The sequence below is a fragment of the Bacillus sp. XT-2 genome, from assembly GCF_025696525.1.
In the GTDB taxonomy this organism is placed as follows: domain Bacteria; phylum Bacillota; class Bacilli; order Bacillales; family Bacillaceae; genus Bacillus; species Bacillus halotolerans.
Genome location: NZ_JAHVOC010000001.1, coordinates 469123 through 482512 on the forward strand (window position 1 = coordinate 469123; position 13390 = coordinate 482512).

General features: G+C 39.3%; 13 protein-coding genes and 3 pseudogenes. 9 read left to right on the forward strand and 7 right to left on the reverse strand.

Going from position 1 to position 13390, the window contains the following annotated elements; genetic code table 11:
- Window positions 1-174 precede the first annotated feature (174 nt).
- Together KXD37_RS02490 and KXD37_RS02495 are read right to left on the reverse strand one after the other, a co-directional pair.
- Window positions 175-519, reverse strand: a pseudogene (locus tag KXD37_RS02490) (GNAT family N-acetyltransferase); the annotation flags it as partial.
- A 99-nt stretch (window positions 520-618) separates the two neighbouring features.
- A complete protein-coding gene (locus KXD37_RS02495; RefSeq protein WP_106020131.1) occupies window positions 619-1317 on the reverse strand; it encodes a GNAT family N-acetyltransferase in 699 nt (232 codons plus the stop codon).
- Between the two features lie 348 nt (window positions 1318-1665).
- On the opposite strand from KXD37_RS02495, the gene KXD37_RS02500 reads away from it, so the two are divergent.
- Both KXD37_RS02500 and KXD37_RS02505 read left to right on the forward strand, forming a co-directional pair.
- Window positions 1666-3048 (forward strand): PLP-dependent aminotransferase family protein, encoded by a 1383-nt coding sequence (locus KXD37_RS02500; protein ID WP_223203882.1) that lies wholly within the window; start codon window positions 1666-1668, stop codon window positions 3046-3048.
- Window positions 3049-3088: 40 nt separating this feature from the next.
- Window positions 3089-3261: pseudogene (locus KXD37_RS02505) on the forward strand (recombinase family protein); the annotation flags it as partial.
- A gap of 142 nt (window positions 3262-3403) precedes the next feature.
- On the opposite strand, the gene KXD37_RS02510 reads toward KXD37_RS02505, so the two are convergent.
- Window positions 3404-4621: a CynX/NimT family MFS transporter gene (locus KXD37_RS02510; protein ID WP_106020130.1), complete on the reverse strand. Its 1218-nt coding sequence runs from the start codon at window positions 4619-4621 to the stop codon at window positions 3404-3406.
- Between the two features lie 143 nt (window positions 4622-4764).
- Between KXD37_RS02510 and KXD37_RS02515 the strand changes: the two genes are divergently transcribed.
- On the forward strand, window positions 4765-5322 hold the full coding sequence (locus KXD37_RS02515; RefSeq protein WP_101861070.1) for a helix-turn-helix domain-containing protein: 558 nt from the start codon (window positions 4765-4767) through the stop codon (window positions 5320-5322).
- Between the two features lie 530 nt (window positions 5323-5852).
- The gene (locus KXD37_RS24060) at window positions 5853-6023 is read left to right on the forward strand and encodes a hypothetical protein (protein ID WP_373271221.1); all 171 of its coding nucleotides are present in this window, start codon (window positions 5853-5855) and stop codon (window positions 6021-6023) included.
- A 134-nt stretch (window positions 6024-6157) separates the two neighbouring features.
- Here the strand turns inward: KXD37_RS24060 and KXD37_RS02520 are convergent, their stop codons facing one another.
- Window positions 6158-6607, reverse strand: a complete 450-nt coding sequence (locus KXD37_RS02520; RefSeq protein ID WP_188323174.1) for a DUF1569 domain-containing protein — start codon at window positions 6605-6607, stop codon at window positions 6158-6160.
- Between the two features lie 472 nt (window positions 6608-7079).
- On the opposite strand from KXD37_RS02520, the pseudogene KXD37_RS24065 reads away from it, so the two are divergent.
- Window positions 7080-7247, forward strand: a pseudogene (locus KXD37_RS24065) (hypothetical protein); the annotation flags it as partial.
- Between the two features lie 242 nt (window positions 7248-7489).
- On the opposite strand, the gene sigK reads toward KXD37_RS24065, so the two are convergent.
- On the reverse strand, window positions 7490-8218 hold the full coding sequence (sigK, locus tag KXD37_RS02530; RefSeq protein ID WP_174754429.1) for an RNA polymerase sporulation sigma factor SigK: 729 nt from the start codon (window positions 8216-8218) through the stop codon (window positions 7490-7492).
- 176 nt (window positions 8219-8394) lie between these two features.
- Between sigK and KXD37_RS02535 the strand changes: the two genes are divergently transcribed.
- A complete protein-coding gene (locus tag KXD37_RS02535) occupies window positions 8395-8820 on the forward strand; it encodes a NucA/NucB deoxyribonuclease domain-containing protein (RefSeq protein WP_095713328.1) in 426 nt (141 codons plus the stop codon).
- Window positions 8821-8853: 33 nt separating this feature from the next.
- Here the strand turns inward: KXD37_RS02535 and KXD37_RS02540 are convergent, their stop codons facing one another.
- Window positions 8854-9582 (reverse strand): hypothetical protein, encoded by a 729-nt coding sequence (locus KXD37_RS02540; RefSeq protein WP_106020129.1) that lies wholly within the window; start codon window positions 9580-9582, stop codon window positions 8854-8856.
- 320 nt (window positions 9583-9902) lie between these two features.
- Here KXD37_RS02540 and gnd point away from each other — a divergent pair, with 320 nt between their 5' ends.
- Window positions 9903-10796, forward strand: coding sequence for a phosphogluconate dehydrogenase (NAD(+)-dependent, decarboxylating) (gene gnd / locus KXD37_RS02545; protein ID WP_263463227.1), 894 nt, complete (start codon window positions 9903-9905; stop codon window positions 10794-10796).
- A 21-nt stretch (window positions 10797-10817) separates the two neighbouring features.
- On the opposite strand, the gene KXD37_RS02550 is transcribed toward gnd, so the two are convergent.
- On the reverse strand, window positions 10818-11444 hold the full coding sequence (locus KXD37_RS02550) for a TVP38/TMEM64 family protein (protein ID WP_024122122.1): 627 nt from the start codon (window positions 11442-11444) through the stop codon (window positions 10818-10820).
- A gap of 194 nt (window positions 11445-11638) precedes the next feature.
- On the opposite strand from KXD37_RS02550, the gene KXD37_RS02555 reads away from it, so the two are divergent.
- Both KXD37_RS02555 and KXD37_RS02560 read left to right on the forward strand, forming a co-directional pair.
- The gene (locus KXD37_RS02555; RefSeq protein ID WP_024122121.1) at window positions 11639-12391 is read left to right on the forward strand and encodes an N-acetylmuramoyl-L-alanine amidase; all 753 of its coding nucleotides are present in this window, start codon (window positions 11639-11641) and stop codon (window positions 12389-12391) included.
- Window positions 12392-12637: 246 nt separating this feature from the next.
- Entirely contained in the window at window positions 12638-13369 is a 732-nt protein-coding gene (locus KXD37_RS02560; RefSeq protein WP_101864558.1) for an SGNH/GDSL hydrolase family protein, read from the forward strand.
- Window positions 13370-13390: the final 21 nt, after the last annotated feature.

Genomic DNA, 13390 nt, shown 5'->3' on the forward strand with positions numbered 1-13390 from the left:
CCTAAAATATTAAAAGTGACATTAGGAAACATGGATTTTTTGCACAAAGCTTAACTTCAAACTAAAAAAGTCAAATTTCCTGTCACGCTAAGCCACTTTTCATTAAAGCCGGATTCCTGTTCAACTAGAGGCTCCGGCTTATGTTCATTACACTCTGATTCTCGTTCGCTTTACTCAGTTATATTTTTCAAGCCGATCTTTGAGATTTGTGCGGACAGCAGGCCATTCCTCGGCAATGATTGAAAAGTAAGCTGTATCCCTAATGCTACCATTACTTGCAGGGAGATGTGCCCTGCGAATGCCTTCAAAAGTAGCACCAAGCCTTTGTATAGCAGAACGTGAACGTATGTTACGAGCGTCAGTTTTCAGTGTGACTCTGATAGTATTCCACGAATCAAATGCATGTGCAAGCATCAGAAGCTTGCACTCTGTATTAACACCAGTACGTTGAAATGAAGCTCCATACCAGGTGCTACCGATTTCTGCCACGGTTGGTGGAGTCAAATCTGTAGGGGAAGTCCCACTTGCAACGCCCGGTGGCCATGAAAAAACTTCGAGAGCAAAAAGCCGCGGATCTGTTTTGAAACATCATAAAAATGGATAAAGAAATTTCTCGTTTCAAAACTGGTTGTCTAGTTTTGAAATTTGATTTCCATATTCATCAAAATTGCTTTCCAAAAGCCACTTTTCGAACCGATTTTTTATATTGGGCCATTCTTTATCAATTATCGAAAACCAAGCTGTATCTCTATTTCTTTGTTTGTATACAAGTGCTTGCCTAAAAGTTCCTTCATATTGAAATCCCAATCTTAGAGCTGCCTTTCTAGAAGGATCGTTTAAACTATCACATTTCCATTCATAACGTCTATAGTGCAGCTCTTCGAATACGTAACGCGCCAGTAGAAACTGTGCTTCAGTAGCAATTCTAGTTTTTTTTAGTCTTTCAGAGTATATTACATGTCCAACTTCCACTGAACTATTTTCGATATTGATCCTCATTAGTGAAAAAGAGCCCAGTGCTTCGTTACTGTCATTGTCAACTATTGCATAGTAAAAAGGGTCTTCTGATTTTATTAATTTTGATAAGAAAATTTCGAATTCCTTTTCACTTGTAAATTTTTCGGTTGGCAGATAGGTCCATTGTTTATCGTCACTCTCGGGTCCATAAACAATTTTGTACAGATCATCAAAATGCTTCATTGATACCTTTTCTAACGTACAGTATTTTCCTGCTATTGTGTTTCTTGTTGGAACTAGTGGATGCTGATAGCCCTCAACTGGCTCACCGATTTTTTGTCCAAATTGGTTAATTTGCATACTTAACATATCCTTTCTTAGATCAACCCACGAAGTAGGGAACTTATGCTTGTTAATATTACATTGAATGTTTAATAAGATTGATTTCTCTAACTTTTGGGGATTCCATCAGCGTAAGAATTCTCCCAATAAAGTACCTAGTTCAAGAATAATCCAAACAATTTAACCGATCGTATCTGAGTAAAATCAATCCTCTTATTATCTGTACATACTAATTTTATTGGCGGATATTATGCATTTTTTTATCCCAACTTTCTTTATAAATGATAAAATCATTTTAGAGAATTTCTGTACCTAATAAAAGTGACAGAATTTAAAAAAACAATAGGGACAGATGGAGGGTTAACAGTGGAAATTACCCCATTTTTACATAGGGAGTCGTCTGAGCCGTTATATAGTCAATTGTATCATTGGATTAAGAATGAAATTGAGGAAGGTAGGCTCTTGCCAGGAATGAAGATGCCATCAATTCGTCAGCTAACGGCTCATTTAAAGGTTAGCCGAAACACGGTTGAGACAGCATATCAGCAGCTACAATCAGAGGGATACCTAGAAAGTGTCCCTAAAAGTGGAATATGGGTAGCTGAGATTGAGAAACCTTTACTACATCCGATTGTTGTGGAACATCCTATTAGGTTGGAAAGTAAACAATCAAGCGAGGTCCTTGTGGATTTTAAATATGGAAACATCGATCTGGAGAAGTTTCCCTTGAAGCAGTGGAAAAAATGTCTGTCAGACGCAGTTGATCAAGTATTTCATTATGGAGAAAATCAGGGTGACTTTGCATTGAGGAGAGAGATTTCAAACTATCTGCTGCAATCCAGAGGGGTACGCTCTACACCGGAACAGATTCTTGTAACGGCCGGAACACAAGCCTCCATGGCGTTAATCTGCCGTCTTTTAGCACTTCAGGAAAAAAACGTGGCCATGGAAGAACCCGGTTACAGTGGAGTTCGATCAGTCTTAAAAGACCAAGGATGCCAAATTGAACCAGTTCCTCTTGAGAAGGACGGATTGTCAATGGAGCATATTCAAATGAGCAGGGCAAAAGCAGTGTATTTAACGCCTTCTCACCAATTTCCATTTGGTATGATTATGTCCATATCGAAAAGAATGCGTTTACTAAAATGGGCTTATCAAACTGGGGGATACATTATTGAGGATGATTATGACAGCGAGTTTCGATACAGGGGACAGCCGATTCCTTCACTGAAATCATTGGATGAAGAGGAAAGGGTTATTTATTTAGGTACATTTTCTAAATCATTTCTACCTTCAGCTCGATTAAGTTATATTGTATTTCCATCCTCTCTAATGGTTCAATATTCACGAAAGTTCGCAGCTTACAAGCAATCTGCTTCTCCTATTATTCAGAGGGCTATGGCCATGTTTATGCAATCCGGGGAATTTGAGAGGCATATACGAAGAATGCGCAAGATTTATCAAAGAAAACATCAGACTCTGTTAAGGAGCATTGAACAGTATATGGGCAATCAAGTAAAAATTGTTGGAGAAAAGTCAGGCTTACATATCTTATTGAAACTAAAAGGCGTAACAGCCTTCGAGTTGATCGAAGCTGGTTTCCAAAAAGGTGTCAAAGTATATTCTCCGTCAAGGTTTTGGCTTAATCCAAACCCCGAAAATGATTCCTATATCATGTTGGGATTTGGTGGATTATCAATTGAAGAAATTGAAAATGGAGTAAGATTACTCGCTAGCTGCATCCCATGAAGAGGGAGAACAGTAAGTAATAAACATATTGGCTTAAAGAATGATGGCGATATATGTAGGTATCGACCGAGAAACAAGCGATCAAGGGGTCAAGCATCGACAGCCAGATAGAGGCCTGGCCTGTATAAAGAAAGCAGGGACTAAGGATGTGCTGAAGTATGCCGATGAAGCTTTGGGGAGCTTTTAGAACGTCCGGCTTTGAATTGCTTAAGGATAAGGATGGATTCAAAATTGCCGCAGATCGAGTTGGTGCATAACATAGTTTTGAGTAATTTTCCAAATAATAAACCCACCTTCATCTTTACAATAGAAGCTGGGTTTATTATTTCAGGTAGTTTTTAAAGTGTTAAAAATATTACGTGCTTGTTGTTTTCAACTCATTTATTTGAAAATTAGATTCTTTCTTCTTTCTAACTTTTAAAGTTAATAGCATTAATATGATTGAAATAAAAAGTAATAAAAAGAATGCAAAATTATAAGAGTTTGTTATATCTTTTGCAGCCCCAACAAGTATAGGGACAGCGCCACTTATAATGTAACCACCGAATTGAATCATAGCAGTCCATTGACTAGCATCTCTTGGTGTAGTTGTTGCGTCTAAAGGAAGGATCATCGCTATTGGAAATAACCCTCCGGCACCAATCCCAGTCAAAATAGCACTAATAATGGGTGAAATACTTCCAGCTATTAACGTGATTATCCCGATAAAATAACATAAAGCACATAGAATAATCCAAGGTTTTCTATTTGGATTATTATTAATTAAAATAGGGATGATGAAGCTGAAAATCATCTGTATGATTGAAAAAACAGTAGCAGTTGTTGCTGCATATGTGGCACTAAAACCTACTTCTTGTACTTTTGGAGCTAGCCATGTTGCAAAAGAATAATACATGCCAGACTGTAGGCCAAAAATCACCATTAGCAGCCATACATATCGATTTCTCCAAGGTAATTGGTTTTTTTGTTTTACAGACTCCCCTTCTACACTTTTCTTTAGTTTAGATTTTTTAATGATTGGCATCCAAACAATTATTCCAATTCCAGCGAATAAAGCCCATATTGCTAAAGCGATGTTCCAAGAATTATTAAAAGAATGCATAGCGGGCACTACCAACCCAGAACTTAAGGATGCTCCAACGCCCATGCCAGCTGAATAAACACCAATCATTGAAGATGAATATTTAGGAAATTGTTTTTTTATATATCCAGAGATAAGTGGACCGGCTATTGCAATTCCAATTCCGGTAAGTACAGCCGTCATTAATAATAGAAAAGGGAAGGTTGCCATAAAGCGCAACGCTGTTGCTAGTCCAATTAATAAGACTGAAAATGCAATGGTCAATTCAATTCCCCATCGTTGACTAAGCTTTGCAGCCACAGGAGCAAATACCCCCATACAAAAAACTGGGAGGGCTGTAAGTAAACTAACCGAAACATTAGACATTTGTAAGTCTGCCTGAATAGTTTTTAAAACTGGAGAGATTGATGTAATGGAAGCACGTAAGCTCATGGATATAACAAACAAAGAAAAGATGCTCCAAATTATATAAATGTTTCCCTTTTTTTTCATAATTATAAACGCTCCTTTTATGATTTTAGATGATTGTTTGATATAATATAGTTAACTTTTTCGTTTGAATGTATACTATAGTTATATCTTTGGTATACTATAATATATTTTGTTGATAGAATCAATGCGAAAGGTGTGAAAAAGTGAAGGAAGAAAATATTGACTTATCCAATCAGGTAGGGATTAAACTTAGAGGAATTCGAAGAAGTAAAAAAATTAGCTTGGAAGAGTTATCTAACTTAAGCAATGTCAGTAAATTAACTCTAGGTAAAATTGAAAGAGGCGAAGCGAACCCAACAATAAATGTCTTATGGAAAATATGTAGAGGATTAAATATTCCATTAGCATCTTTACTAACTTTTGAAGAGGAAATTGAAGTACACCGATTTGTGCCTCCCCATCACTTTGCGGGACAAAATAATGATTGGTTTATCAACCCATTGTTTAAGGCACTTGGCACGGTTGAATGGTATAGAGCATGTATCGATCCAAACAGTGAGTACAGTGAGTCACATTTGGCTGGATCTGAAGAAATCGTACTTGTATTAAATGGTCAATTGGAAATGAAAGTTGGAGAGGAAAAACACCAACTAAACAAGTGGGATGTCATTAAATTTAAAGGTGAAGAGATTCACACGTACATAAACCGTTCAGACGAAAAAGTGTACTTAATGATTTCTTTAACCTATACAAGCCCTTAAGCTCAAACTTTTCAAGAGAGGAATTTTTTGTTTATCACTGGTTATTTTAATACCTACCGTATGAGGATAATCTTAATTCGAAAAGCAAGTTACTTTAAGATCAGGCTACCAATGTGGTAGCTTTTTTATTTACTATAGGGGCAGTATTCTGTTATATACCAGGGTTTCTTCTAATTTTTGCCCTACTTCTGTTTTCTTAAATAGTCCCCTCAACAAAAATTTGTATTGTTGAAATTGCATTAATAACTGGCAATAAAAACGCTACTTCATTTTTAAAATGAGAATAAATCTTTGTAAACGATAATAAGCTAATTTTGATTTAAGGCTTTGATTAGAAAATAAAATCTCTCCTATTGAGGATCTAAGGAGTGTAGAAATGTCTCAACAAAACATCGATTGTTTCAAATTATCGGTGTTTTTTATTTTCTGCATATACATTGAAACGTTTAATAACACTGTAGTTTAATTTAAAATCTCCTCATTTGGACAAACAGCTGTTACATAGCATTACCCAAGGGGTGATGCATTTTATGAAGGTGATAATCATCGAGGGACCGCAAGCTGGCAAATACATTAACGATTGCTATCATTATTTAATAAAACTTTATAGGAAGGAGATCCAGGGTGATAGCCATATATGTAAGGGTATCGACCGAGGAACAAGTGATAAAGTAACGAAAGCTAGAGCGAAATCTGTATAAAGAAAGCAGGGATTACTCTTTAGTTGAAGAAAGAATTGTATTTTTAACAATAGAATGATTTTTTATTTCTAAGCAGTTAAAGCATTTTGTTACTTTTCTGTTTGGTCATCATTATTTATATTTCTAAAATCTTACTAAACTCCAAATTGTTTTAAATGATGGTCAAGATGCTTGTATATTCCTTTTCCCCATTGCTCAGAAGTAAGTTTACCGAAAAAAGGATGTGGATGAGTCGTACACTTCTCTGGACCATTACTTTGGAAAGTTATAATTTTTTGTTTCAGTATTTCCTTCTCTGTTTCAAATTCTTTTTCATCTACTATCAAAATGTCAGGAGTCGTGGACATATTTTGGGCTAATGGCTTGTCATTATAAAAAATTGGTTTCACAAAGTTTCCTATTAATATTCCTAACCAACCTCTCGCTGGAAAAGAAAGTCCCATTGGAATGTCTTGAAAGGATGAGAAATGTGCTAACATTTGGAGAACATCCATTTTACCCCATTTAGGCTTGCAAATTGGGCTTAATTTGTCAATACGATTTAAAATTTCCTCTAAATGCAATTGATTAAAAATATTTTTCATTTATGCATCTCCCCCTATTCTACACCTGCTAATAAAATGATACCTAGTGTACCCAGCAAGCCCAAAATGAAAATTCGTACTGGAAATTCATTTCCTCTTATTAAAGATTCATTCTCATATGTATAATATATCCTAAAATTTCTGCCGATGTAATCACCTTGCAAAGTTAAATTTTTGAACCTTTTATCTGTCTGTGAAAATTTAAGAGACATAAGAGAGGAAAATGGAAATGCTATGAGGATTTACCATGTGAGGACCTATTGAGTGTAGTGAAAAACCGTTAGTTTTTTTACTGCTTTTTTACACTCCACTCATTGAAAATCACTTCATTAGGACAAACAGTTATTACATAGCATTACCCAAGGGGTGATGCATTTTATGAAGGTAATAATCATCGAGGGACCGCAAGCTGACAAATGCATTAACGATTGCTATCAATATTTAATAAAACGTTATAGGAAGAAGATCCAGGGTGATAGCAATATATGTAAGGGTATCAACCGAGGAACAAGCGATCAAGGGATCAAGGGATCGAGGAATCGAGTATTGACAGCCAGATCGAGGACTGCATAAGAAAGCAGGGACTAAGGATGTGCTGAGGCATGAACGATTTTCTGACGAGCTTTTAGAACGTCCGACTTAGAATCGCTTGAGGGAGAATGCGAGTAAAGGACTTAAGTTTGCTAAGGTCCTGACCGTCTTTCTCGGAAATGATAATTGAGCTTATCAGTGCTGACGAGTTGAGAGAGTGAGACAAGCGGTTAGCTGGAAGCATTTTCATACCTCTATCGTATATTCTGTCTCCATTAGTTTCGAAAGTTTTAAAAGAAGCATGTAAATGAATAAGAGAAAGCCGGCATATTAGATCCGGCTTCTTCTGCATTATTTCCCCTTCGCTTTCTTCCGCTTTTCCTTTTCCGCCCGGTAGAACTCATGAAACATCTTCATCAGCGCCCGCTTTTCAATCCGAGATACATAGCTGCGCGAAATACCGAGTTCTTTGGCAATCTCACGCTGCGTTTTTTCCTTCTTTAAATCAAGCCCAAACCGCCCGACAATCACTTCCTTCTCACGGTCATCTAAAATGTCAATGTATTGCTTCACTTTTTCAAGCTCCATATTGAGCTGAATCGTATCAATCACGTCTTCATTTTCTGATTTTAGGACATCGATCAGGCTTATTTCATTCCCTTCTTTATCCTGCCCGATCGGATCATGAAGGGACACATCTTTTTTTGTTTTTTTCAATGCTCGCAAATGCATGAGGATTTCATTTTCAATACACCGCGCAGCATACGTCGCCAGTTTTGTCCCTTTTCCGGCAGAATAGCTTTCAATTCCTTTGATCAGCCCGATTGTTCCGATGGAGATTAAGTCCTCTGCGTCTTCACCTGTATTTTCAAACTTTTTTACAATATGGGCGACCAAGCGAAGATTATGCTCAATCAGCATGTTTCTGGCATGTTCATCCCCTTTAGCCATGAGCTCTAAGTATTTTTTTTCGTCGCTGCTTGAGAGCGGTTGTGGAAAGGCATTGTTTTTCACGTAAGATACTAAAAAGACAAGCTCTTTAACTACAAAACCGAGCGCTGCGAAAACACCTGTCACCATCGTCACCTCCACATGATTATGTAGGCAAAAGCCTATATGTCAATGTATGTGATCGGAAGGCTGTCTGTGTCTGTACCGGGAAATTTCTCAATGGGGAGCTTAGGTTTTGTTTTTTAAAATAATCTTTACGCTGCCCCCATACATTTAAATGAACGAAACTGTATGGGGGGATGAGGATGAAAAGATGGATGGCAATGCTTCTTCTGGCGGCAGCAGTTTTTCTTGGTTTATTGGGAAAGGATATGACGGCTCCGCAACAGGTCAAGGGGGCTGCTTTATATGACAAAGTTTTATATTTTCCGTTGTCTCGTTATCCGGAAACCGGGGATCATATAAGAGATGCGATTGCCGAAGGACATTCTGATATATGTACAATTGATCGTGATGGAGCGGACAAAAGGCGGGAGGAATCATTAAAAGGAATTCCGACGAAGCCTGGCTACGATCGGGATGAATGGCCGATGGCAGTTTGTGAAGAAGGAGGTGCCGGAGCCGATGTCCGATATGTAACGCCTTCTGATAATCGCGGCGCCGGTTCATGGGTAGGAAATCAAATGAGCAGTTATCCAGATGGCACCAAAGTGTTGTTTATTGTTCAGTGATAAAAGAAGAGGCTCAATTCTGAGCCTCTTTTGCTATGATCCTATTTTGCCGCTAGGCTGATTCTCCTGAGGAGGATACGATTCTGTTTCTCGCCAATACTGGCGTGTTCCTTCTTCACGTACAACAATTCCGATCTTTGCGAGTTCAAGACGGAAATCTTCAATGTCGTCTGTTTCCTCTTCTTTCAGTGCTTTCTGACGAGCCTTCAATATAGCATGAGCGCTTGGAGAGAGATCGGGTGATTCAGGTACCCATCGTCTAAATTTATCTTTAAACGGGTCTCCTTCAGCCGACCACACGTAATGGTGCTTTTTAAAGGCCTGTTCAATGATTTTAGGTTTTTCATCTATTTCTTCACGTGCCAGTTCATATCCGTCTGTTCCTAAGAGGACAAGCCGTTTATGATCAATAAATACCAGAGCAATGTCTCCGGAGTTGATCGTTTGAACATGCTTGCCTTTCATTAATTCCACGGAGTCGTCTGTAATGTGTACAGTTAATAGCAATTTCATGATTGAATGAGCGAACCATATACCGGCAATCAGGCCAAGCAGCGCGGTGATAAACTTCACCGGTGATCCGTGAAAAGAGGCAACAAGCCGAAGAGGGCCTTCTAATGGAATCCAGGGCAGAGATAATGCCCATTTCGCAAGCTGATGAAAAAAATAACCAATGAGAAGACCGATGATTGCAAATGTAACGTATAATAAACATTTCGCGGTTTTCGTAATTCCAATTATAGTTTGTGTTTGATCCTGCAAGTTTTCACCTTCTTAGCTAGAAATAAGTTGAATTCCCTTCCCATATTTTAACTTAAATAGAGAGGAAATCAAGAATGTTTCCGCGATTTTTGCTGTCATACATGAAGCCGCCAAATGATTATCAAGCCTTCTTTATGATAAAGATTATACAGAAACGATATAACACGGAGCAGTAAGTTACTGGGGATAAAAGGAATCACTCTTGCTGATCGCGGCCCGCTTTTGTTTTTTATTTGAGAAAACAGGACGTATCACATAGCAGTTCACAGGGAACATAAAGAGTAATGGCTTTAGAGTTTAGACAACCAGGAGGAACTCACATGAAAATAGGATTGATCGGCTTAGGGAAAATGGGCATAAACATAGGAAAGCAATTGATCGACCGCAATCATCAAGCAATCGGTTATGACGTGAATCAAGCGGCTGTTGATGAACTGATATCTTATGGGGCTGAGGGGACAACAAATATAAAAGAATTGATTTCATTATTAGATACGCCGCGAATTCTGTGGATGATGGTGCCGCATGGCGTTGTAGATGCTGTACTGAGTGATGTGGCACCGTTATTAAACGAAGGGGATATTATCATTGAGGCTGGAAATTCTCATTATAAAGAATCGATCCGGCGCTACAATCAAATGAAAGAAGCCGGTCTTCATTATCTCGACGCCGGAACTTCGGGCGGTATGGAGGGGGCGCGTCACGGGGCTTGTTATATGGTTGGAGGAGATCCGGAAGCATGGCGTATCGCGGAGCCGCTGTTTCGGGATACTGCTGTAGAAAATGGATATTTATATGCCGGAGAAGCGGGCAGCGGCCACTTTTTGAAAATGATTCATAATGGCATTGAGTACGGAATGATGGCTGCCATTGGTGAAGGATTTGAAGTGCTGGAAAACAGTCCGTTTGAATTTGACTATGAGAAAGTTGCAAGGGTATGGAATCATGGCTCTGTCATAAGGTCGTGGCTTATGGGGCTGACTGAGCGAGCTTTTTCTAAAGACGCGAGGCTGGACCAGATCAAAGGCGTCATGCATTCCTCCGGGGAAGGGAAATGGACAGTGGAAACGGCACTAGATCTGCAGACAGCAGCTCCGGTGATCGCGATGTCGCTCTTGATGAGATACCGTTCGTTAACAGACGATACGTTTACAGGAAAGGTCGTTGCTGCGCTCCGTAATGAATTTGGAGGACATGCAGCAGAAAAAAAGTAAGGGGGGCAAAGCGGGACGACCTTATTTTTTTGACGCTTTCACCAGATGAGGAAACTTTATATATATGATTAGCATCAGGATCAGAACGTAGGCCCCGTAAATACTGAAAGATAATAATTTGTTGCTGGAGAAATTGGCGCCGGCAATGGTAACAACTAAAATGTTCGGAATTTTTCCTATTAAAGAGGCGAAGAAAAAAACATGCCACCGAACACTGCTTAGTCCGCATACAACGTTCATGACTAGAGAAGGGATAACAGGGATAAGCCTTCCCAATAAAACTGCAGTAAACGCATTTTTATCGAATGAAGCCTCGTAGCCTTGTATAGCAGGATAAGCTTTTATTTTTTTTCTGGCCCAATCTCGAAAGCTGTACCTCGCGAGAAAAAACAGCAATATCGTGCCGAGCATTGAACCGGCCAGTGTAATCCAAACACCATTTGCAATTCCGAACACAGCGCCATTTAAAGCTGCAATGATTGCAAACGGCACAATCGGGAAAAAGACGTCGGCGGCTATCAGCAGCATACTACATAAAACGGAGATCAATCCGCCTGCTTTTATAGCATCAAGCCAAGCTTCTTTCTGATAGAACCCGACTGCAATAACGGCGATGATCAAGATTATACCTAAAGTCTTTTTTAACATATCAATTATCCACTCCCAACACTTGTGGCGATGTCAGGAGGCAGAATCTCCGGCATCTACGTTAGTATAACTTGTACCGTTTCGGTGGTTCAACTGTAATACGAGTGGGGGGAAATACAATTCTTTTTTATCTAGTAAAATAGGCTGTCCATTTCTCTTGTTGCTGCATTCTTTAATAGTAGGGAGGGATAGAAATGGTAGCGATAAAAAAGGATTTTATACCAAAATCAAACGATAACCGTCCCGGCTATGCGATGACACCTGTATATATTACCGTGCACAATACAGCAAATACCGCCAAAGGTGCCGATGCAAAAATGCACGCTGATTATGTGAAAAACCCAAGTACATCTGTCAGCTGGCATTTTACAGTAGACGATTCAGACATCTATCAGCATCTTCCTCTTACTGAAAACGGGTGGCATGCTGGCGACGGCACCAATGGGACAGGGAATCGCAAATCAATCGGGATTGAAATCTGTGAAAATGCAGACGGCGATTTTGACAAAGCAGTAGCTAATGCGCAGTGGCTGATCAAAAAATTAATGAAGGATCACAATATTTCGCTGGATCGTGTTGTTCCCCACAAAAAATGGTCTGGAAAAGAATGTCCCCGCAAACTCTTACATCAATGGAGTGCTTTCAAAAACGGAATTTCTTCCTCTGATACGCCATCTAAAGAATCACCCAAATCTTATCCTCTGCCTTCAGGAGTAATAAAACTCACTGCGCCTTATAGAAAAGGCACTAAAGTTCTTCAGCTGCAAAAGGCTTTAGCCGCCCTTCATTTTTACCCCGATAAAGGCGCGAAGAATAACGGTATTGACGGCATTTATGGACCGAAAACAGCAAATGCCGTGAAACGTTTTCAGCTGATGAATGGATTAAAAGCTGATGGTATCTACGGACCAAAAACAAAGGCCAAGCTTAAAGCGAAATTAAAATAAATGCAGAGGTAATCAGTAGCCTGTTTCCTCTGGCGGAAGCAGGTTATTGCATTCAACTCTTTGAAGTGTTTTTTCGCAGAAAAAGTCGGGAACTGAAATAGATATCTCATCCCTTACTGGAAATAGAATGATTTTAGTTGAGAGGGACACGTTAACAATAGAGAGAACGCTATAACGAAAAAACTCTGCGTTGAATGAAACAGAACAGAGGTATAACATAAAGATGAAGCTTTTGGGGGTGTAAAGATGAAGTATATGTTCATCCTTTTCCTTCTGCTGTTCGTTACAGCAGGATGTGAAGGAAAGGGATACGAAGACGTGGTAGCATTTGGTGACAGCAATACACGCGGCTCTAATTGGGATTATCGTGACTATCCAAAAGCGCAGCAGTGGGTCAATATTTTAAAAACGGCTGAACGCGGGAATCTTGATATCCTCAACGCAGGAATTGGAGGACAAACGACTGAAGATGCCCGTTTACGGTTTCAAACAGATGTACTCGATCAAAAACCTAAGCATCTTTTTATTATGTTTGGCACTAATGACGCTGGGATTCTGGCTGAAGGAAAGCCAAGAGTGTCAAAGCTGCGTTTCAGAGAGAATCTGGTTTACTTTATAAAAGAAAGCAGAAAACACGGCATCAAGCCTGTTTTAATGACGTGTATCCCTATTATTGAAGGAAACGGGAAGCATCACCTCTTTTACTATTCCAGGTATAAAGCGGCTGCTTTTGAATCAAAAGGCGGGGCGAGAAAGTGGCATAACTCATACAATGATATTACAAGAGATGTCGCGAAACATATGAATGTGCCTCTCGTAGACAACTGGAAGCACTTTATAGAAGCAGACGGCGGAAAAGCTACTGATGAAGCACTTATCCAATCCGGCTTGATAGATCCTTCAGGCAATCATATGACACCTAAAGGGGCAAGGGTAGTTTATGAAGGAATACAAGATGGGCAGGTCCTGAAGCGCTGATCCGGACAAAGGCCTAAGCCG